This is a genomic window from Nonomuraea sp. NPDC001831 (genome assembly GCF_042892035.1).
Taxonomy (GTDB): Bacteria; Actinomycetota; Actinomycetes; order Streptosporangiales; family Streptosporangiaceae; genus Nonomuraea.
The window spans coordinates 1,093,792-1,114,421 of sequence record NZ_JBIATU010000001.1 but is presented as its reverse complement, the minus strand read 5'-3'; the positions used below and the strand labels follow the sequence as shown (position 1 = coordinate 1,114,421).

General features: G+C 71.9%; 19 protein-coding genes. 7 read left to right on the top strand and 12 right to left on the bottom strand.

What is annotated here, in order from left to right:
• Positions 1–76: 76 nt before the first annotated feature.
• Genes ACFYYW_RS04880 through ACFYYW_RS04870 form a run of 3 tightly spaced genes read right to left on the bottom strand, consistent with a single transcriptional unit; the run spans position 77 to position 3,481 of the window.
• On the bottom strand, positions 77–955 hold the full coding sequence (locus ACFYYW_RS04880) for a carbohydrate kinase family protein (RefSeq protein WP_387645147.1): 879 nt from the start codon (positions 953–955) through the stop codon (positions 77–79).
• A gap of 34 nt (positions 956–989) precedes the next feature.
• Complete coding sequence (locus ACFYYW_RS04875; protein ID WP_352328468.1) at positions 990–2,015, bottom strand: LacI family DNA-binding transcriptional regulator; 1,026 nt, start codon at positions 2,013–2,015, stop codon at positions 990–992.
• Positions 2,012–3,481, bottom strand: coding sequence for a glycoside hydrolase family 13 protein (locus tag ACFYYW_RS04870; RefSeq protein WP_387645144.1), 1,470 nt, complete (start codon positions 3,479–3,481; stop codon positions 2,012–2,014). Before ACFYYW_RS04870 ends, ACFYYW_RS04875 begins: the two co-directional genes overlap by 4 nt.
• 231 nt (positions 3,482–3,712) lie before the next feature.
• Between ACFYYW_RS04870 and ACFYYW_RS04865 the strand changes: the two genes are divergently transcribed.
• A complete protein-coding gene (locus tag ACFYYW_RS04865) occupies positions 3,713–4,996 on the top strand; it encodes an ATP-binding cassette domain-containing protein (RefSeq protein ID WP_352328471.1) in 1,284 nt (427 codons plus the stop codon).
• 219 nt (positions 4,997–5,215) lie between these two features.
• Here ACFYYW_RS04865 and ACFYYW_RS04860 read toward each other — a convergent pair whose 3' ends face one another.
• Entirely contained in the window at positions 5,216–5,353 is a 138-nt protein-coding gene (locus tag ACFYYW_RS04860; protein WP_387645141.1) for a hypothetical protein, read from the bottom strand.
• 13 nt (positions 5,354–5,366) lie between these two features.
• Between ACFYYW_RS04860 and ACFYYW_RS04855 the strand changes: the two genes are divergently transcribed.
• From ACFYYW_RS04855 to ACFYYW_RS04845, 3 genes are all read left to right on the top strand, one after another.
• Positions 5,367–6,323, top strand: coding sequence for an RICIN domain-containing protein (locus tag ACFYYW_RS04855; RefSeq protein ID WP_387645138.1), 957 nt, complete (start codon positions 5,367–5,369; stop codon positions 6,321–6,323).
• 138 nt (positions 6,324–6,461) lie between these two features.
• On the top strand, positions 6,462–6,716 hold the full coding sequence (locus tag ACFYYW_RS04850) for a hypothetical protein (protein WP_364413392.1): 255 nt from the start codon (positions 6,462–6,464) through the stop codon (positions 6,714–6,716).
• Between the two features lie 322 nt (positions 6,717–7,038).
• The gene (locus ACFYYW_RS04845; protein WP_387645134.1) at positions 7,039–7,662 is read left to right on the top strand and encodes an FMN-dependent NADH-azoreductase; all 624 of its coding nucleotides are present in this window, start codon (positions 7,039–7,041) and stop codon (positions 7,660–7,662) included.
• Between the two features lie 95 nt (positions 7,663–7,757).
• Here the strand turns inward: ACFYYW_RS04845 and ACFYYW_RS04840 are convergent, their stop codons facing one another.
• The 3 genes from ACFYYW_RS04840 to ACFYYW_RS04830 form a co-directional block, all read right to left on the bottom strand.
• Positions 7,758–8,933: a hypothetical protein gene (locus ACFYYW_RS04840; RefSeq protein ID WP_387645131.1), complete on the bottom strand. Its 1,176-nt coding sequence runs from the start codon at positions 8,931–8,933 to the stop codon at positions 7,758–7,760.
• Between the two features lie 187 nt (positions 8,934–9,120).
• Positions 9,121–10,383, bottom strand: a complete 1,263-nt coding sequence (locus ACFYYW_RS04835) for an acyltransferase family protein (protein WP_387645128.1) — start codon at positions 10,381–10,383, stop codon at positions 9,121–9,123.
• 24 nt (positions 10,384–10,407) lie between these two features.
• The gene (locus tag ACFYYW_RS04830; protein ID WP_387645125.1) at positions 10,408–11,364 is read right to left on the bottom strand and encodes a cation diffusion facilitator family transporter; all 957 of its coding nucleotides are present in this window, start codon (positions 11,362–11,364) and stop codon (positions 10,408–10,410) included.
• A 237-nt stretch (positions 11,365–11,601) separates the two neighbouring features.
• Here ACFYYW_RS04830 and ACFYYW_RS04825 point away from each other — a divergent pair, with 237 nt between their 5' ends.
• A complete protein-coding gene (locus ACFYYW_RS04825; protein ID WP_352326755.1) occupies positions 11,602–11,958 on the top strand; it encodes a metalloregulator ArsR/SmtB family transcription factor in 357 nt (118 codons plus the stop codon).
• On the opposite strand, the gene ACFYYW_RS04820 is transcribed toward ACFYYW_RS04825, so the two are convergent.
• The 3 genes from ACFYYW_RS04820 to ACFYYW_RS04810 all read right to left on the bottom strand — a co-directional run bounded on the left by ACFYYW_RS04820 (position 11,959) and on the right by ACFYYW_RS04810 (position 17,203).
• Entirely contained in the window at positions 11,959–13,122 is a 1,164-nt protein-coding gene (locus tag ACFYYW_RS04820; RefSeq protein WP_352326753.1) for an acyl-CoA dehydrogenase family protein, read from the bottom strand. It abuts the gene before it with no gap.
• Positions 13,123–13,164: 42 nt separating this feature from the next.
• The gene (locus ACFYYW_RS04815; protein ID WP_352326751.1) at positions 13,165–13,800 is read right to left on the bottom strand and encodes an amino acid-binding protein; all 636 of its coding nucleotides are present in this window, start codon (positions 13,798–13,800) and stop codon (positions 13,165–13,167) included.
• A 277-nt stretch (positions 13,801–14,077) separates the two neighbouring features.
• A complete protein-coding gene (locus ACFYYW_RS04810; RefSeq protein ID WP_387645120.1) occupies positions 14,078–17,203 on the bottom strand; it encodes a bifunctional cytochrome P450/NADPH--P450 reductase in 3,126 nt (1,041 codons plus the stop codon).
• A gap of 54 nt (positions 17,204–17,257) precedes the next feature.
• Here ACFYYW_RS04810 and ACFYYW_RS04805 point away from each other — a divergent pair, with 54 nt between their 5' ends.
• Positions 17,258–17,815 (top strand): WHG domain-containing protein, encoded by a 558-nt coding sequence (locus ACFYYW_RS04805; protein ID WP_352326747.1) that lies wholly within the window; start codon positions 17,258–17,260, stop codon positions 17,813–17,815.
• A gap of 70 nt (positions 17,816–17,885) precedes the next feature.
• Entirely contained in the window at positions 17,886–19,046 is a 1,161-nt protein-coding gene (locus ACFYYW_RS04800; RefSeq protein ID WP_387645116.1) for a thiolase family protein, read from the top strand.
• Between the two features lie 3 nt (positions 19,047–19,049).
• On the opposite strand, the gene ACFYYW_RS04795 is transcribed toward ACFYYW_RS04800, so the two are convergent.
• Together ACFYYW_RS04795 and ACFYYW_RS04790 are read right to left on the bottom strand one after the other, a co-directional pair.
• Complete coding sequence (locus tag ACFYYW_RS04795) at positions 19,050–19,346, bottom strand: hypothetical protein (protein WP_387645113.1); 297 nt, start codon at positions 19,344–19,346, stop codon at positions 19,050–19,052.
• Positions 19,347–19,364: 18 nt separating this feature from the next.
• The gene (locus ACFYYW_RS04790; RefSeq protein ID WP_387645110.1) at positions 19,365–20,615 is read right to left on the bottom strand and encodes a right-handed parallel beta-helix repeat-containing protein; all 1,251 of its coding nucleotides are present in this window, start codon (positions 20,613–20,615) and stop codon (positions 19,365–19,367) included.
• Positions 20,616–20,630: the final 15 nt, after the last annotated feature.

Below are 20,630 nucleotides of genomic sequence, written 5' to 3'. Positions count from 1 at the left end.
TCGTCCGACACTCTTGCCTCACAATCCATGGCTTGTCGCCCCGAATCTACCGAACCTTCGTGGCGGCCACGCTCACTCAGAGCTGGGACGCCCTGCCGAGCAGCAGTTTCTCGGTGATCGGGGATTCGTGGGTGCCCTCGACCGTGCACGCGTGGGCACCGGCGATCGCGCCCAGTCCGACGCACTCGGGGATCGTCCGGCCGTTCAGGAGGCCGTACAGGAAGCCGGAGACGAAGGCGTCGCCCGCGCCGTTGCTGTCGGCCACCGGGCCGGGCAGGGGCGCGGCGGGAAAGGCGCGTACGGTGGCCGAGTCGCGGGTCAGGACGAGGCAGCCGTCCGCGCCCCGCGTGCAGACGACGGTGTGGGCGCGGCCCCCGGCGAGGATGTCGTGCATCGTGGCTGCCGGGTCGGTCAGGGCGGTGGCCGACAGGAACACCAGGTCGGAGTTGTAGGCGAAGTCCTTCTGGTAGTCGGCGACGCCGTCCCAGTCGTGCAGGTCGGTGGAGATGGGGACGCCGTCGAGGTCGGGGTAGACGTGGCGGCAGAAGTCCATGATCGAGATGTGCGCGTGCCGGGGGCGCGGACCGGCGTACAGTTCGCGGGGCAGCCGCTCCCCCGGCGTGACCTTGGGGTCGTGCAGGGAGGTGCGCCGCCCGTCGGGGCCGACGAGCAGCACGCTGCGCCGGGTGCCCGCGCGCGCCACTCCCCATCTGAAGTCGATGTCGCGCAGGGCGTGCCTGATCAGCGCGCCCTGCGGGTCGTCGCCGATGAGGTCGGCGAAGGCGACGCCGAGCCCGAGCGCGTGGCAGCCGAGGGCGACCCCGGCCCCGGTGTTCCCGACGCGGTCGACGACGGGCGGCACGTGGTAGGTGTCCTGGTACGGCAGAGGCAGCGTGGGCACGTAGACCGTGGTGTCCACCCCGGCGCCGCCGAGGACCAGCACGTCAGGCGTCAACGGCGGGCCGACCTTTCACCGAGGGCGTCCGGGGTCAGCGGTTGACCAGCGGACCGGAACCGGTGGAGCCGCGCACGACCAGCTCCGGCTGGAAGATCAGCTCGACGTGCTTGGCCGGCGCGCCGCTGACCTCCTCCAGCAGTGTCTGCACGGCGGCCGAGGCCATCGCCCCGATCGGCTTGCGGACGGTGGTGAGCGGCGGGTCGGTGAACGCGATCAGCGGCGAGTCGTCGAACCCGACCACCGACACGTCGCCCGGCACCGCCAGCCCCTTCTGCCGGCAGGCGCGGATCGCGCCGAGCGCCATCAGGTCGCTCGCGCACACGATGCCGGTGCACCCGCGGGCCAGCAGCTGCGCGGCGGCGGCCTGCCCGCCCTCGACCGAGAACAGCGAGTGGGAGATCAGGTCGTCGACGTCGGTGGCGCCGAGCAGGTGGGCCATCGCCTGCTTGTAACCCTCGATCTTCCTGATCACCGGGACGAACCGGCGCGGCCCGAGCGCGAGCCCGACGCGTTCGTGGCCGAGGTCGACCAGGTGCTGGACGGCCAGCCGGGCCGCGAGGCGGTCGTCGGGCGAGATGAAGGGCGCGTCGATGTGCTCGCTGTAGCCGTCGACCAGCACGATCGGCAGGCCGCGGTCGATCAGGCGGGTGTAGCGGTCCATCCGGGCGGTGGTGTCGGCGTGCAGGCCGGAGACGAAGACGATGCCGCTGACGCCGCGGTCGACCAGCAGCTCGGTGAACTCGTCCTCGGGGGCGCCGCCGGGCAGCTGGGTGCACAGCACGGGCGTGTAGCCGTGCTGGGTCAGGGCCTTCTCGATGGCCTGCGCGAACGCCGGGAAGATCGGGTTGTCCAGCTCGGGCGTGACGAGCCCGATGAGCCCGTTGCTGCGCTGCCTGAGCCGGGGCGGCCGCTCGTAACCCATCAGGTCGAGGGCCGTCATCACCGCCTGCCGGGTGCCTGCCGAGACGCCGGGCTTGCCGTTGAGCACCCGGCTGACCGTGGCCTCACTCACCCCGGCCTGGGCGGCGATGTCGGCTAGGCGAGCGTGACCGTTCATGGAACACACTTTACTTTCCACCAGGCGGCCGAATCGGCTGCTCCCGGGACATCGGAGGCGAGCAGCAGCTCTCCCTCGACGCCGAAGTCGACGGGCGCGCCGGTCAGGTTGACAGTGCACAGCACGTCGCCGCGGGAGAAGACCAGTGTGCCCTCGGGCGAGTCGTGCCAGACCAGGTCGCCGTCCAGGGAGCGGCGCAGGCGCAGCGCGGCGCGGTAGAGCTCCAGGGTGGAGGCCGTGACGCCGTCCTGGGCCTGGACGCTGAGGTCGGCCCAGTCGGCCGGGATCGGCAGCCAGGGGTCGCGCCAGCCGAGCTCGCGGGTCCACGGCAGCGGCACGCGGCAGCCGTCCCGCCCGCTGTCGGGGTCGCGCAGCCGCTGCGGGTCCTGGCACACCTCCTCCGGCAGGTCGAGCACCTCGGGAAGGCCCAGCTCCTCGCCCTGGTAGACGTAGGCCGAGCCGGGCAGCGCGAGGGTCAGCAGCGCGGCGGCGCGGGCTCTGGCCAGGCTGCCGTAGCGGGTGACGTGCCGCTTGACGTCGTGGTTCGACAACACCCAGGTGGTGGGCGCGCCCACGGAGCCGGCCGTGGCGAGCGAGGAGTCGATCACCGCGCGCAGTTCGGCGGCGTCCCACGGGGTGAACAGGTAGTGGAAGTTGAAGGCCTGGTGGAGCTCGTCGGGCCGGACGTACATGGCCAGGCGTTCGGCGGTGGGCGCCCACGCCTCGGCGACGCCGATGCGCTCGCCGGGGTAGGAGTCGAGCACGCGCCGCCAGGCCCGGTGGATCTCGTGCACGCCGTCGTTGTCGAAGTACGGCACCGGCTCACGGCCGATCATCCTGGTCTGGTTCGCGTGGCCGATGTCGGGCAGGCCGGCCGGTTTGACCATGCCGTGCGCCACGTCCACGCGGAAGCCGTCCACGCCCAGGTCGAGCCAGAAGCGCAGGATCGACTCGAACTCGCCGCGCACCTCGTCGTCGTCCCAGTTGAGGTCGGGCTGGGCGGGGTCGAACAGGTGCAGGTACCACTGGCCGTCCTCGACCTGGGTCCAGGCGGGGCCGCCGAAGATCGACTCCCAGTCGTTGGGCTGGTCGCGGAAGATGTACCGATCGCGTCGCTCGCCGCGCAGCGCGGCCTGGAACCAGGCGTGCGCCGAGGAGGTGTGGTTCGGTACGACGTCCACGATGACGCGCAGGCCGTGGCCGTGGGCCTCATCGATGAGCGCCTTGGCGTCGGCCAGGGAGCCGAACAGCGGGTCGACGTCCCGGTAGTCGGCCACGTCGTAGCCGAAGTCGGCCATCGGCGAGGTGTAGAAGGGCGTCAGCCAGATGGCGTCCACGCCCAGCTCGACCAGGTACGGCAGGCGATCGCGCACGCCGATCAGGTCGCCGACGCCGTCGCCGTTGCCGTCGGCGAAACTGCGCACGTAGACCTGGTAGATCACGGCGTCACGCCACCACATGTTCATGGATCTCCCCCCGGGTTGCCCGCACCATGAAAGCCCTTGCCGCAAGTTTACGCAAGCCCTTCCATGCACCTCGCATCCGGATTTATGGGTATACGGACGCCTAAAACCCCTGGCCGAAACCACTGCGGATGAGATTCTTTATGTCAAGGGTGGACATCCAGTGTTAAGGCGCGATGTACTACCTCTTCAATCAGCCTCGTCACAGGTGACACGCGCGCAAGGTGTGGGCCCATGAGCTCGGTCGTTCTCGACAAAGTGACCAAGGTGTATCCGGGCGACTACCTGGCAGTCGACCGGCTGAGCCTGCAGGCCGAGGATGGCGAGTTCCTCGTCCTCCTCGGTCCTTCCGGTTGCGGCAAGTCCACGCTGTTGCGGATGATCGCCGGCCTGGAGGAGATCACGGAAGGCGATCTCTGGCTGGACGGCCAGCTCGCCAACCACCTGCCACCGCGCGACCGCGACGTGGCCATGGTGTTCCAGAACGGCGCCCTCTACCCCCACCGGACCGTGCGCGGGAACATCGCCTTCCCCCTGGAGATCGCCAAGTCGGACCCGGCGATGGTGCGCGACCGCGTCACCGAGCTGTCGAAGGCGCTGCACATCGACGAGACGCTCGACCGCCGCCCCGGCACCCTGTCGGGCGGCCAGCGGCAGCGCGTGGCGATGGGCCGGGCGATCGTCCGGCAGCCGAAGTTGTTCCTCATGGACGAGCCGCTGTCGAACCTCGACGCCGGCATGCGCACCGAACTGCGGATGGAGATCTCCGCGCTGGTCAGGTCGCTCGGGGTCACCACGATCTACGTCACGCACGACCAGGTCGAGGCGCTCACCCTGGCCGACCGGATCGCGATCCTGAATCGCGGCGTCCTGCAGGACGTCGGCACTCCGGCCCAGATTTACAACGATCCAGCGACGGCGTTCGTGGCGGCCTTCCTCAACTCTCAGCAGTTGAACCTGTTGGCGGCCGGTGTCAGAACGCCGCAGAACCAGTATGTCATGCTCGACTTCGGTCCGCACCGGCTCACGATGCCCTGGAGCGATCCCAGGGCGTACGCGATCTCTCAGCACACGGGCGGGCAGGTGCTGGTCGGCATGCGTCCTGACGGGCTGGCGCCGGTGCCGGAGTCCTACGACGGGCCGTCCTTCTACGGGCGGGTGCGGGCGCTGGAGTACCACGGGCACGAGTGGCTGGCGTACCTGGAGTGCGGCATGCCGGCCGTGCCGGTGCCCGAGCCGCCGGACCCGCGCGCCCGCCTCAACGGCGAGCGCAGCGGCGCGGGCGGGCTGACGGGGATGGTGCGGCGGCTCTTCTCCCAGCGCGCGCAGGAGCACGAGGAGCAGGAGCAGGTCGGGCAGAACGTGGGCAGCGGCTTCCACCGCCGCTCCGACCTGATCGTCCGGCTGGGCAACCGGCCGATGTGGCGGGCGGGGGACGCGGCGAAGGTCGCGGTGGACCTGTCCCGTCTCATGATCTTCACTCTGGACGGCGCCCGCATCGACCCGCCCCGCCGCTGACCCCTGGCGCGCACCTCCAGGCTCGCCGCGAAACCACTCCTGACGCCTCGCCCACCGTCGCCCGCGACCGGTGGGCGCAGCCGGACGCCTGGTTGTGCTCGCCGGCAGGCCGGCCGAGCGCAGGCACAGGGATCACCTTTGGCCCGGCGACGGCATGCAGGTGCCGGCTGGTTCGCTGCTCGCGGTCGCGCCCGTGTGACAGCAACCGGAGCCGGGCGGTCATGTCGTCGCGGCGAACAGGCCGAGCTGGGCGAACGTCGGCGCGGCGGGCGCGGCCGGTGCAACCAGACCGGTGGCCGGGACAAGCCAGTCGGTCATCCCGGCCACGAGGGCCTGGATCGCGTCGTAGTGGGGCACGCTGGCCGCGTACGTGGTCGTCGAACCCCTCAGCGACGCCGGGCGGGAACTTCCAGGCGCCGGCACCGAACTGCTCCGCAATGTCAATGTCGACGTTGTCCAATGGCGCGGAGTCAGATGGGCACAAGCGACAGATGCGTGCCGCGCCAGCAAAGGAACTTCCTTTTCGGCCTCGCCACGTAAAGCTGAAGTCGACGAAGCGAAGCGGCTGACCCCAAACTGCCCACTGTTCCTGAACAAGGTAATTGGCGAGACGTTGAATACGCCTTGGCAGAGCCCGACGGATCCCGCGATAGGCTTATTTGCGCTCCCGTATTCAGAGCTCGCCTCTGCGACAAGAGCGCCAGGGGGAATCGCCATGCCGAAACCCAAGACCTGTCTACACGCGATCACCGCATCATTCCTGGTTTTCGCCGTGCTGCCGCCCGCGTCCGCGAACACGGACAGCCATCGTGTTCGAGGTCCCGACACCTGGATCACCAACCCGATCACAGAAGGGCAACTCTTCGTCGACATACCGAACACCTGTCACTACAACCTTGAGAACCCTGAATGCACCCTCGGCTCACGCATACGACTGGGCGCCAAGATCGGTGGCAACTACCACGCATTCTTCTTCGAGTCCCCGCCCAGCGGAGCCAATGCCGACCTCATCAAATGGACCGGCCAGAACGGCACGAAATGTCTGGACGTCGCGAACGGCGGTACAGGCAACGGCACACCCGTCGTCCTCTGGGGCTGTCACGGAGGCCCCAATCAGCAGTGGGTGACCGAGGAATTCTACAGCGGCCCCCACAAGGGTTTCAGACGCTTGGTAAGCGTCAGCAGCGGAAGATGCCTCGACGTCGAAAACGGGTCGTATCCCAACTGGCCGCCGCCTAATGCGCCTCTACAGATATGGGACTGCTTCAGTCCCACCCAATGGGCCAACAACCGTGTCAACCAGGTCTGGCAGTACAAGCGACGGTAGTGCCTGGGCGCACGATCACGATGCGCTCCGGCCACGCCGAGCCCAGCGCAGGACACCGACCCGCCCGCGTTGACTTCCGGGCCGACGGGCCGCCTACTGCTTGTAGGGAGAGCTTGGCTCCGCGACACGGGAGGGCTCATGGCCAAGAAGGGCAGCATCGAGAGGGCGATCGACAAGGTCGAAGAACAGATCATCCGCGACACGCCAGACGGCGGGCTGAAGGGCGCCGTGAAGGGGGCGGACAGGGGGGCCACCGCCGGCATCATCCTCGGCGGCTTGGCCGGCGCCGACGGCGGCCTGACGGGCATGGCGGTCGGTGCCCATCTCGGCGGGATCGCCGGGGGAATCCGCGGCGCCGTTCTCGGGGCGAAGAAGAAGAGGCAGAAGGACTGAAACCCCTGCCCCAGCGTGAGGGGCCCCCGGCCACAGCCCGAGCGGCCCTCACGCTGCCGGGGGTTCCCTCCCAGCCGCTCGCGCCCGTCCGGGCGCGGCGGGGGGGACCCAGTGGAGGGAGTAGGGGCGCGAGGGGCTGACGTCGCGCTGACCTGCGGCGCGGGACGTCAACGCCTCACTGCGCCCCACGGGCCCGCCACGACGACGAAGGCCCGCGCCGAAGCAGGCACGTCGGCGGTGCCTGATCGAGCCTTGACCAAGCGGACTTCGGTCCGTATTGTTGGCGGCATTAAGCGGACCATAGTCCAGAAAGGTGTTCGCCATGTCCCGGTTGCTGCACATCTCCGCCTCACCCCGCGGCACGGAGTCGATCTCCGCCGCCATCGCCGAGACGTTCGTCCAGAAGTACCTCGCCACCCACCCCGGCCACACCGTGGACCGGTTCGACCTCTGGGACGGCACCCTGCCCGAGTTCGGCCCCGCCGCCGCCCGCGCCAAGATGACGGTGTTCGGCGGCGGCACCCCCGCGGGCGAGGAGGCCGAGGCCTGGGCCGCGGCGGTCAGGACGTTCGAGCGCTTCGACGCCTACGACCGCTACCTGTTCAGCGTGCCGATGTGGAACGCGGGCGTGCCGTACAAGCTCAAGCAGTTCATCGACGTGGTCAGCCAGCCCGCGATGATCTTCGACGTGCACCCGGAGACGGGGTACCGCGCGCTGCTGACCGGCAAGCGCGCGGCCGTCGTCTACACCAGTGCTGTGTGGGGGCCGGGGCTCGGCCCGGAGTTCGGCGCCGACTTCCAGTCCACGTTCTTCGGCGACTGGCTGCGCTGGACGGGCATCGCCGACGTTCAGGAGATCCGCCACCACCCCACGCTCACCGGCTCCTACGACGCCGAACGCAAGCAGGCCGACGAGCACGCCCGCCGCGTCGCCCGGACCTTCTAGACCGCCGCCCGCCGCGTCGCCAGAACCTTCCAGACCGCCGCCCGCCGCGTCGCCAGAACCTTCCAGACGGTCGCCCGCCGCGTCGCCATGACGTTCTAGACCGTCGCCGGGCTCCAGCGCGGACCGGCCGGGGTGTCCTCCACGGTCACGCCGCCGCGCGCCATCGCCGCGCGCAGCGCGTCCGCGATCTCGTACCGCCCCTCCCGCCGCAGCTGCGCGCGCAGGTCGAGCAGGGGTTCGACCAGGGCGCGCAGGCCGGCGGTCGCGGCGGCCTCGCCCAGCCGGGCGATCAGCAGCCGCATCAGCTCCCGGGCCTGGTCGACCCCGCCGGCGTCCTCCTCGGTGTCGGCCGCCCAGGTGACGATCTCCGCCTCCAGGTCGAGCACGAGCCGCGCCGCCGCCACCAGGTCCGGCTTGCCGACCGCGTCCTCGAACAGCCGCTCGCAGGAGCGGATCGTCTCCTCCAGCGTGACGGCAGGGCCCACGGCGGGGGCGGGCCGGGGCGGCGGGACCGTCCCGGACGTGGCGCCCGCCGCCAGGTCGCGGACGACGGCCAGGCTCGTACGGGTCCCGGCCGGCAGGACGGTCACCGCCCCCGGACGCCGTACGGTCAGGCCGCCGCGCCCCGCCACCTCCACCGCCTCCGACTCCAGGTCGATGATCAGCGCCGTGTGCTCGTCGAGCCCCAGGACGGCGGTCCCCGGCGGCAGCTCCCGCTCCATCCGCGACAGCCGCCGCTCGCCCAGGTAGCAGTAGCGGGTGTCGTGGCTGCCGCCCTCGGCGTTGTCGAAGTGCGGGATCAGCACGGCCCGCAGGCCCAGCGGCGCCAGCAGGCCGATGCCCTCGCGCCAGTGAGGCTCGGCGCCCACCTTGTAGATCTCGTAGACGGGCACGGTGGCCAGGCCCGCGGTGCAGGCGGCGGCCGAGGCGAGCACGGTCACCCCCTGCCGGGAGCGCACCCGGGCACGCAGGTCGCCGGCCACGCCGGAGGCGGCCCACCGGTCGAGCGCGTACGTGGGGCTGCCCGGCCCCGAGAACACCCAGTCCGCGCCCACGATCCCGGTGGCCGGCTCGACCTCCAGCCCGACGCTGCGGGCGAAGTAGCGGCGGGCGCGGGCGGAGATGTCGGCGGCGTTCTCCTGGAAGGCGTAGGGCGTGTCGAGCAGCACGGCACGGGCTCCCGCGCGCAGCCCGCGGGCCAACGCCCGGTGGACCTCGACCATGGTCGGACTCGTCTCCCCCGACCCCATGAGCACCAGCGAACCCGGCATGACCTCGGCCCCTCTCCCACCCGCCGGCGACCGCTGGGGGCCCCGGCACGCGCCCTGACCGGCCCCGGGCCCGGCGAGAGCGCCGAGGAGGCCGCGCGACGGCCCGGCGGGGTCCGCGCCGATACCCGCACCCCATCTTGCCCTCCACGAGCCGGCGGCACGAGCCCGGCGACCGGATCGTGCCGGCCTACGCGGTGCGCCCCGAGCCGTCGCCGTGGCCGCCCGCGGCCGGGGCGCCCGTGACGGGGATCGCGCGCGGCGCGGCGCCCGCGGCGGCGGACCGCCGGGAGAGCCGCCGGCCCAGCGCCTGCATGGGGCGCTCGACGTAGCGGTAGGAGAGCGCGCTGACGGCCAGGATCAGCGCCAGGGCCAGCCCGGCCATCGCGAGCTGGTACGGCAGCGGCGCCCGCCGCAGGTCTCCGGTGACCTCCACGAAGTACTTCAGCAGCGGATGGTGCACCAGGTAGAGCGAGTAGCTGATCAGCCCGAGCCAGGTGAGCACGGCGGGCAGCTGCCGCCCGCGCAGTGCCATCGCGCCCGCGAAGGTGGCCGCCGCCAGCGCGATCGTGGTCAGCCACACGTCGGCCTCGACCCACCACCAGCCGCTCTCGATCGCCCACACCGGAGCCACGGCGACCAGCGCCGCCGTCACCGCGACCGGCCACAGGCCGCCGCGCCCGCGCTCCCACCGGTGGATCGCCGTGCCGGCGAACATGACCGCGACCACGGCCGCGCCCAGCCACGGCACCCGGCTGCTCAGCAGCAGCAACGCCAGCGCCATCAGCCCGAGCACGCACGCGGCGGTCCGGCGGAACCAGCCGCCGACCACGCAGGCGAGCCCGGCGGCGAACACCGCGCACGACACGTACGCCGGCCATCCGCCCCGCAGGACCGCCCCCGACACCACCAGCCCCACCGCCACGGAGGCCCCGGCGAACAGGACGGACACCAGCCCGCTGCGCTCGTGCGCCCTGACCAGGAACAGCGCCGTGACCAGCAGGTAGAACACCATCTCGTACGACAGCGTCCACATCGTGTCGGCCACGCCGCCCACGCTCACGACGTCCAGCAGCATGGTCGCGTGGGCCGCGACCGCGCTGCCGTCGCGCGGCACGCCCTCGCGCACCGGCACCCACCAGGACGCGGCCAGCACCAGCGCGATCACGGCCAGGTAGAGGGGGTAGAGGCGGAAGGCGCGGCTGGCCCAGAAGGCCCGCACGTCGCCGTGCCGTTCCAGCGAAGTCGGGATGATGTACCCGCTGACCAGGAAGAACACCAGGATGCCGTAGACGCCGAGGCTGAACCAGTAGGGCCGCAGCGCGGGCAGGAACCACGGCAGCAGGTGCTCGGCGACCACCGCGAGCGCGCCGATGCCGCGCAGCGCGTCGAGCCAGGCGAGCCTGGACGGCGCGCCTGGCGTGGTCGGGCGGGGGGTCGCGGCGGTCGGCACCCGCCCCAACTTACCCGCAGCGGGCTAGGTGATGCGGTGGGTCGCCAGGGACGCGTGGTGGTCGGCCCCGTCGGGGCCGCAGGGGTCGGTGTGGACGGTGGCGGCGCGCAGGCGCGGCAGGTCGTGGATGAGGCGGTGCTCGGCCTCGACCGCCACGGCGTGGGCGTCCACGACCGACATGGCGTGGTCGACCAGGATCTCGACCTCGGCGTGCAGGGCGTGGCCGAGCCAGCGCAGGCGCACCGAGCCGACGCGCTCGACGCCGGGGACGCCGGCCAGGATGCGCTCGGCCTCGTCCACCAGGGCGGGGTCGACGGCGTCCATGAGGCGGTGGTAGATCTCGCGGGCGGCGTCGCGCAGGACGAAGCAGATGGCGACCGTGATCAGCAGGCCCACGACCGGGTCGGCGATCGGGAACCCGAGTGCCGCGCCGCCCGCGCCGAGGAGCACGGCGAGGGAGGTGAAGCCGTCGGTCCTGGCGTGCAGGCCGTCGGCCACGAGCGCGGCCGAGCCGATCTGGCGGCCCACGGTGATGCGGTAGCGCGCCACCCACTCGTTGCCGACGAACCCGGCCAGCGCGGCGGCGGCGACCCAGCCGAGCGCCCGGACGTCCTGGGGCTCGACCAGCCGCCGGACGGCCTCGTACCCGGCGAGCGCGGCCGAGGCGGCGATGAGCACGACGATGGCGATGCCCGCGAGGTCCTCGGCCCTGCCGTAGCCGTAGGTGAAGCGGCGGGTGGCGGCGCGGCGGCCGAGCGAGAACGCGATGGCCAGCGGGACGGCGGTCAGCGCGTCGGCCAGGTTGTGCAGGGTGTCGCCGAGCAGCGCGACCGACCCCGACGCCACGACGATCACCGCTTGGACCGCGGCGGTGAGCATGAGGACCGCGAAGGACACGGCCAGCACGCGCATGCCCCGGCTGCTGGACTCCAGGGCGCTGTCGGTCCTGGCGGCGCTGTCGTGGCTGTGCGGCGTTAACACGTGCGCGACCTTGGCGGCCAGCGCCCTGAACCCCCGCCGCTCCCCCGGCCCGTGCCCGTGACCGTGACCATTCCCGTGACTATTCCCGTGGCCGTGACCATTCCCGTGACCGTGGCCGTGACCATTCCCGTGACCGTGACCGTGGCCGTGGTCGTGGCCGTGCGGATGGGTATCGGAGTCAGACATGAGCACCCCTTCGCTTGCGCAGCTCGTCCGCTCCGGCCAGGATATGTAGTCATGTACGCACGCGACAACGTCTCAGGTGCGGACCACTCGCAGGAGCAACCCACTCCCGCCCAGGTCAACGCCGCCGTGGACGCCTTCCGCATGCTCGGCGACGCCACCCGGCTCCGGCTGATGTGGGAACTGTCAGCCGGCGAGCTGGACGTGAACTCCCTGGCCGAGGCGGTCGGCGCGGCTCGCCCGTCGGTGTCGCAGCACCTGGCCAAGCTCCGGCTGGCCGGCCTGGTGGACACCCGCAGGGACGGCCGCCGGGTGCTCTACCGCGCCCGCGACGGGCACGTGCGGGCGCTCATCGCCGAGGCGCTGTCCCATGCCGACCACGAGGTCTCGGGGCTGCCCCGGCACGACTAGCTACCAGCCCACCCGGCCCTTGCCGGAGACGAGGGCGCGGGCGATCACCAGCCGCTGCACGTCGTTGGTGCCTTCGCCGATCGCCATCAGCGGCGCGTCCCGGTAGAGGCGTTCGACCACGAACTCCTGGGAGTAGCCGTAGCCGCCGTGGATGCGCATCGCCTCCAGCGACGCCTTGAGCGCCACCTCGGAGGCGAAGTACTTGGCCATGCCCGCCTCCATGTCCACCCGCTTGCCGCCGTCCGCCTGGGCGGCGGCCCAGTACGTGAGCAGCCGGGCGGCCTGGATCTCGGTGGCCAGGTCGGCGAGCTTGAGCTGGATGGCCTGGAAGTCGGCGATGGGCTGCCCGAACGCGGTGCGCTCGCGCGCGTACTCCAGGGCGGCGTCATAGGCCGCCTGCGCGACGCCGACCGCGCGGGCGGCGATGTTGACCCGGCCGATCTCCAGCCCGCCCAGCACCTGCTGCATGCCGCGTCCTTCGACGCCCCCGAGCAGCGCCGAGACCGGCACACGCACCTCGTCGAGCACGACCTCGCAGGTTTCGGTGCCCTTGTAGCCGAGCTTGGGCAGGTCGCGGCTGACGCCGAAGCCGGGCGCGGCCGGATCGACGAGCAGCACCGACATGCCCTTGTGGGCGGGCTCGGTGACCGAGGTCTTGACCAGGACGGGCAGCGGGTCGGCGTGCCGGGCGTTGGTGATCCACGTCTTGGTGCCGGTCACCACGTAGTGGTCGCCGTCGCGCACCGCGCGGGTCTGGATGCCCTGCAGGTCGGTGCCGGCGCCGGGCTCGGTGAGCGCGATGGCGGTACGCCGGACGCCCGCGGCCAGGTCGGCGAGGTGGAGGCGTTTCTGCTCGTCGGTGCCGTGTTTGGCGATCATCCAGCAGGCCAGCGAGTGGGAGCCGATCGTGCCCGCCACGCCCATCCAGCCGCGCGCGATCTCCTCGAAGACCAGCGCGAAGGAGACCATGTCGGCGCCGAGGCCGCCGTACTCCTCGGGGACGGTCAGCCCGAACAGCCCCATCTGCTTCATCTTCTCGACGATCTCGGTGGGGTAGCGGCCCGAGTGCTCCCACTCGGTGGCCACGGGCAGGATCTCCTTCTCCACGAAGGCGCGCAGGGTCTCGCGGAAGGCCTTCTGCTCGTCGGTCAGCTCGAAATCCATGGCCTCAGGTCCTCTGCGCGGGAGGGACGGTCGAGGCTCACGTTATTCGTCTGATGTTTGGCCGGTCAATCGTCCGGGGGCGCCGGCGGCCAGCTTGGCGACGACGTCCACGATGCGGACCGCGCGTTCCAGCTCGGCGCGATGGAAGACCGGTCCGCCGGCCCGCGCGACGACGACGTGCATGCCCTGCGGGACGAGGGGCAGCAACATCAGCCGCAGGTCCGCCGAGTCCAGGGTGATCGCGCGCGGCGGCGGGTCGGGCAGGTTCACCACCTCGGGCGCGGCCATCGAGGCGTGCCGCACGGCTCCGTCCTCGACCGCGACCGACCACTCGGCGCCGCACAGCGCGGGCAGGGCGTCCACCAGCGTGGCCAGCCCGCGGGCCGGCTCGGTCGCCACGTGCATGAGCAGGTCGTAGTCGGGGGCGGAGCCGGGCACGTCACGGGTGGGCCAGACGCCCTCGACGCGTACGCCCGGCGTCGCCGACAGCCGCTCGCAGACCTCCGTCGCGCTGACCGGGCCCGGCCAGGACACGATGAAGTCGTCCACCGCCCGGCCGGTCTCCCGTTCCAGCACGGTGACCTGCAGGATGTCGGCGCCGAGCGTCCCCAGCGCCTTCGCGACCTGGCCAAGGCCGCCCGGCCGGTCCGGCAGGGACACCCTCAGTCGCAGCAGCATTGGCCGCCCCCTTTCCCAGAGGCTCTCACAGTGCCGTAGACAGGTTTCGCGCACGTTCCACGGATATGTCGCGCATGCTGCGCTTATATCCCAGGATCCGGCGGTAAGTCCGGATTGTCGAACCTGGATGGCGGTTTGAGCAGGTGTTTTCCCAAAAACGACCAAGGATCGTTCAAGGATCAGGCAGACCGATCCCCGCACGTGGGGATCAGGCGGGGATCGGACGGGGATCGGACGGGGATCAGGCGGGCAGCAGGCGGGCAGCAGGCAGGGCGGATCAGGCGAACACGTCCTGCTGGTAGCGGCCGTCCGCCTCCAGGGCGGCCAGCCAGGCCGCGCCGTCCTCGCCGTCCCCGCCGGTGTGCCGCCGGTGCACGTCCAGCAGCGCCTGGCGCACCGCCGGGGCCATGCGCAGGCCGTCGCCGCAGACGTACACGTACGCGCCCTGCTCCAGCAGCTCCCACACCTCCTCGGCGTGATCGGCCACGGCGTCCTGGACGTACCGGTACGGGTGCCCGGCCACGGCCGAGAACGCGGTGTGCACGTTCACCTCCTCGCGGGCGGCCCAGGCGGTCACCTCGTCCCGGTACAGCCAGTCGTGGTCGGGGTGGCGGCAGCCGGTGAACACCTCGGCCCGGCCGCCCGCCCCGCTCAGCGCCCGCTCCTCCAGAAAGCCGCGCAGCGGCGCGAACCCGGTGCCGGGGCCGACCAGGATCACCGGTGTGGCCGGATCGGCGGGCAGCCGGAACGGCGGCGCGGGCACGCGTACGTACCCGTAGAACACCTCACCGGGCCGCAGCCCGGCCAGGTACGCCGAGCACATGCCCTGATAGGTGCCGCTGCCGGACCAGGCGGGCCCCTCGACCAGCCCGACGGTGAGCCGCACCAGGCCCGGATCGGCCAGCGGCGAGGAGGAGACCGAGTAGTAGCGCGGCCGGATCGGCCCGGCCATCTCCAGGAACACCGGCAGCGGCAGTTCGACGGCCGGGAAACGCTCCAGCAGGGCCAGCGGCGAGACCCGCTTGGCCAGGATCTCGTCGGCGTAGTTCGCGGTCAGCTCGGCGAGCTGGCCGCGCGTCCAGGGGCAGCCGGTGTGCGCGGCCAGGGCCTCCAGGTCGGCCCTGGTGGCCACCTCCTGCAGCTCGGCGAACTCGGTCAGCAGCAGGCCGGCCGTCACCGGCGTGTCCACGGGCAGGTGGGTGGCGCCGGCGGCGCGCAGCCGCACCACCTGCTCGCGCGGCACCCGCAGGCAGCGCAGGGCCCACTCGACCAGCTCGGGGTCGTTCTTGGCGAAGACGGCGACATGGTCGCCCGCCGCGTAGGTGACGCCCTCGGGCAGGCGGGCCACGATGGAGCGCACGCCGGGCCTCGGGGCCTCGGCCGAGAAGTCCCACAACCCGGTGGGGTCGCCGGTCAGCTCCTCGTTGGACACGACGGTCATCGGCACGGCCCGCTCGGAGACGACGGCCGGCCTGACCTCGCTCTCGCCGAGCACCTCCATCTCGTAGCGCGGGCCGGCCGCGCCCGCCGGGGCGCTGTACTCCTCGGCCAGCGCCGCCCACAGCCGGGCCGTCCACGCCGAGACGTCGCCGTCGAAGTCGCCGTCGGCGTCGGCCTCGCCGCGCTCGACGAGCGGCACCGCCCCGGCCGCGGTCAGCTTCTCGCCGGCCCGGCGCGGGAAGGCCTGGTACGTCGGCCACTGGGCGTTGCCGCAGCCGAGCACCGCCAGGCGCACGCCCGACAGGTCGGGCAGCTCCTCCAGGGCGTCGAAGCGCTGCGCGTTGTCGGGCGCCTTGCCGTTGTAGGAGGAGGCGACCACGACGAGCAGCCCCTGCGACGGCGGCGTCAGCTCGTCCAGGGTGGTCAGGGTGGTGGCGAAGCCGGACCGGCCGGCCCGCTCGGCCAGCCGCTCGGCGATGTCGGCGGCGGTGCCCAGGTTGGAGCCGTAGGCGACGGTGAGCGGCACGCCGGTGACCGCGAGGTCGTGCCGCTCGCTCTCCCCGGCGGCCTGGACGTCGGCGGCGGGCGCGGTGCGCTCGTGGGCGCGGCGCTCGCGCACCCGCAGGGTGAATCCGTCGGGCTTGATGGTCAGCGTCTGCTTGATCTTCATCCGGTAGGCGTCGGGGTCGGCGACGGCGAAGCGGCGCAGGATCATGGCCAGGGCGAGCCGGGCCTCGGTCAGCGCGAACTGGCGGCCGATGCAGGCCCGCTCGCCGTTGCCGAACGGCTTGTACGCCGCCGGGTGGTGGGCCTTCTTGTTCTCCGGCAGCCAGCGGTCGATGTCGAACTCCGCCGGCCGCTCCCACGCCTTGGGGTGGCGGTGCAGCGACGGCAGCAGCACGGCGACGCTCTGGTCGGCCTCGATCTCGTACCCGCCGATGGTGGTGGCCTCGACGGCGCTGACGGCGAAGGCGGGGATCGGCGACCAGATCCGCAGCGTCTCCTCCAGGATCCGGGGGATGACGTCGAGCTTCATGATCGTCTCGTAGCTGGGCGGCTCGTCGCCGGGCAGCAGGCGGTCGACCTCGTCGTAGGCCCTGGCCAGGGTGTGCGGGTCGCGCAGCAGGTTGTACAGGGCGAAGGAGAGCAGGCCGCTGGTGGTCTCGTGCCCGGCGATGAGGAAGGTGAGCACCTGGTTGCGGATGTTCTCGTCGGACAGGCGGCCGCCGGTCTGCGGGTCGGCGGCCGCCAGCATGAGGCCGAGCAGGTCCTTGGCGTCGCCGGCGCCCTCGGCGCGGCGCTGCTTGATCACGTCGTCCACCAGGGCGCGCATGGTCTCGATGTCGCGGCGGTAGGCGTCCTCGTGGCCGCGCTTGAGCTTGGTGACGAGCGGGAGCTGCTGGTTGCGCAGCATGGCCTCGGTCAGCGCGCCGCCCATGGCCTTCAGGAACGGGTGCAGCTCGGGCGAGGCGAAGGAGTCGAACCGGAAGCCGAAGCCGGTCAGCGAGATCGTGTCCAGCGTGAGCCGGGTCATGTCGTCGGCCACGGGCAGGTCCTGCCCCTGGCGGCCGGCCCACGAGGCGACGAGCTGCTCGGCGACCTCCAGCATCTGCGGGTAGTACGCCTTCATCGAACGCTGGCTGAAGGCGGGCAGCAGGATGCGGTGCGCCTGCCCCCACACCGGCTCGTCCGGCTCGGCGGTGAACAGGCCGTCGCCGCCGAAGTCGCGCACGATCGACAGCGGCGGCTTGATGCGCTTGACGAACCTGCTCTCGTCGCACACCTCCGCGACCAGGTCGGGGTCGTAGACCAGCACGATCGTGCGGCCGGCGACCTCCAGCCGGAAGATGCCCTCCTCGTACCGCTCGGCGACCTTGACGAAGTGCTCCACCGGCGAGTGGGCCGGGATCTGCAGCGTGTTGCCCAGGATCGGCAGGCCCTGCGGGGCGGGGATACGCCTCATGAGTGCTCCCTTCGGGTAGCCATACACCGTATGGCTGACGCTACCATACGCTGTATGGCAGTGAGCGCACGCAGGGGAGCTCCCCTGAGCCTTGACGAGATCTGTTCCACGGCGCTTCGCCTGATCGACGAGGCCGGCGTCGAGGGGTTGTCGATGCGGAAACTGGCCGCCGAGCTCGACGTCAACCCCATGTCGGTCTACCACCACGTCGCGAGCAAGGAGGCGCTGCTGGCCCGCATCTGCGAGACGGTCAGCTCCCGGCTGCCGCTGCCGCCCGACGACGGCACCCCCTGGCAGGACCAGCTCCGCGCCCTGGCCCTGGCCTACCACCGGCACGCCCGGCAACATCCGGCCATGTGGTCCTACCTGCACAACCATCCCGAGTTCAGCGAGGACCGGCGGCTGCCGCTGTGGCAGGCGCTCTACCGCATCCTGCGCGCCTCCGGGGTGCCCGAGGAGGAGCTGCGGCGGACGAGCGAGGTGCTGCACGCGTTCGTCTCGGGGTTCGTCTTCGCCGAGACGCAGGGACACCTGAGCGGCGAGCCGGAGGAGGTCGAGCGCAGCTTCGACGTCGCCCTGCACATGATCATCAACGGCCTGGCCGCACGATGACGCCTGCGTTGGAAAGTCCAACCCGCTCGCGTTAGAGTGAGTTGGAATTTCCAACGGACAGGAGGCCGCGATGCGCGACGCCGTCATCGTGCAAGCCGTACGCACCCCGATCGGCAAGGGCAAACCCGGCGGCGGGCTGCACGGGACGCACCCCGTCGACCTGCTCGCCCACGCCCTGCGCGCGCTGATCGAGCGCAGCGGCGTGGACCCGGCGCTGGTCGACGACGTGATCGGCGGCTGCGTCGACCAGGTGGGCGAGCAGGCCATGAACACCACCCGCTACGCCTGGCTGGCCGCCGGCTTCCCCGACTCGGTGCCCGCGGTCACGGTCGACCGGCAGTGCGGCTCGTCCCAGCAGGCCGTGCACTTCGCCGCGCAGGGCGTCATGTCCGGCGCGTACGACCTGGTCGTGGCCTGCGGCGTGGAGTCGATGAGCCGGGTGCCCATGTGGTCGAACGTGCCGCCGGGCGCCGACCCGTTCGGGCCCTCGGTGGCCGCGCGTTTCCCCGGGGGGCTGGTCCCGCAGGGCATCAGCGCCGAGCTGATCGCCGCCAAGTGGTCGCTGAGCCGCGAGCAGATGGACGTCTTCGCCGCCGCCTCCCACGCCAAGGCCGCCGCCGCCGACTTCGGCGCCGAGCTCGTCCCGATCGCCGGCCTGGACCGCGACGAGTCGATCCGGCCCGCCACCACGCCCGAGATCCTGGCCGGGCTGCGGCCCGCCTACGCCGACCCCGGCTACGCCGGGCGTTTCCCGCAGATCTCCTGGTCGGTCACCGCGGGCAACGCCAGCCCGATCAACGACGGCGCGGCGGCCGTCCTGATCACCAGCTCCGAGACCGCCGCGCGGCTCGGCCTGCGCCCGCTGGCCCGGCTGCACAGCTTCGCCGTCACCGGCTCCGACCCGCTGCTCATGCTCACCGGCGTGATCCCGGCCACGGAGAAGGTGCTGCGCCGCGCCGGGCTCGCGCTGTCCGACATCGACCTGTTCGAGGTCAACGAGGCCTTCGCCAGCGTCGTGCTGGCCTGGCTGCAGGAGACGGGGGCCGACCCGGCGAAGGTCAACGTCAACGGCGGCGCCATCGCCCTCGGCCACCCGCTCGGCGCCAGCGGCGCGCGCATCACCACCACGCTCGTGCACGCCATGCGCACGCGCGGCGCCCGCTACGCCCTGCAGACCATGTGCGAGGCGGGCGGCCTGGCCAACGCGCTCGTTCTGGAGAACGCGGGCTGAGGCTCAGGCGGCGGCCCACACGGCCTCGAACGCCGCCTGGGTGATCTCGGTCAGCTCCCAGATCTCCAGCGGCTGGTCGGTGAGGAAGCCGTGATCGTCCTGGAGCCGGCCCCACCAGTAGCGGTGGGCGACCCGGTCGGCGCCGACCTCGATCTGCCTGATCGCCCAGTGTTCGCCGTCGCCCTCGACGCTCTCGAACAGCCAGACGCGCCCGCCCGGGTCGGCGGTGTGCCAGAAGCGGTGGGGCACGTCGGCCTCGGCGAGCTGCTTGACCAGCGGCAGGCGAAGATCCGGGACCATGCCCCGTAGGCTACACCGCTACCGCTGGTAGGCACCGGCGTCAGGTGCGGCGGACAGCGGCCGGCCCAGCATGTCCTTGCCGAGGGCGGTGCCGCCGTACCAGGCGGGCGACAGCGGCAGGCCGCGGCCCAGCGCCGGGGAGCCCGGACGCAGGCGCAGGTCGGTGCGGGAGAGGAACAGCGGGTCGGCCCTGACCGACTTCGGCCCGAGCTTGAAGGTGAGCTTGCGGCCGTAGTAGACGCTGCCGCCGTCGTCGACGCCCTTGCCGTCGGCCCAGCCCGCCTCGCCGCCGACCGCGATCACGTTGTTGCGCAGCCGGAGGATGGAGGGGCCGCAGCCGTCGTGGCAGGACCAGCCGATGGTGTCCTTGGCCGGCAGGTAGACCGAGTTCTGGACGGCGATCGTGCCCTTGACCGGGCCCACGACGTGGCCGGGCCCGCGGGTGATGAGGAAGGAGCCGCGGCTGCGGCCGGAGGTGACGACGTTGAAGGCGAAGACGTTGCCGGTGGCGGTCTTGCCCTTCTGCGCGCCGAGCTCGGTGAAGGTCTCGTTGTCGCGCGCGTGGTTGTAGGTGATGCGGTTGCGGTCGCCGTTGAAGATCTCGACGGCGGAGCCGTCGGTGCCGTAGTCGTGGCTCCTGGCGTAGCTGCCGGTGATGGTGTTGCGGGTCACCAGGTTGTCGTCGCCGTTGAGCAGCACGCCGAAGGCGCCGGAGTCGTTGTCGCCGCCCTCGTCGTCGACGCTCATGCGGTTGTTGGCGGTGAGCGTGCTGTCGCGGACGGTGTTGTGCGAGCCGGACGGCGTGACCCACACGCCCGCGACGTTGTTGTCGGCCGCGACGCCGCTCAGCTCGATGTGGTGGCCGCCGAGCTGGAACCCGGCGAACCGGCAACCGGTGGCGCGCAGGCCGCTGATCTGCCAGTAGGCGCCCTTGACGACCACGCAGTCGCGCTCGTCGCCGCTGATGCGGGGCAGGGCGCCGGTGCCGTGGGAGCGGATGACGATGGGCCGGGCGGCGGTGCCGCTCGCGGTGAGCCGGAGCGGGCCGGTGAAGCTGCCGCCCCGCTTGAGGCTGACGATGTCACCGGGCTTGAGGTCGGTGGAGCTGACCTTCTCCAGCGACTTCCACGGCTTGTCGGGACTGGTGCCGGCGGCGGAGTCGTCACCGGCCCTGGAGTCGACGTAGTAGGTGATGGCCGCCCTGGCTTCCGCGGCGGTCGGTACGGCGGTAAGGAGCGATGCTGCGACGGCTACGGAGAGCAACCTCATGCGGGCACACCACTA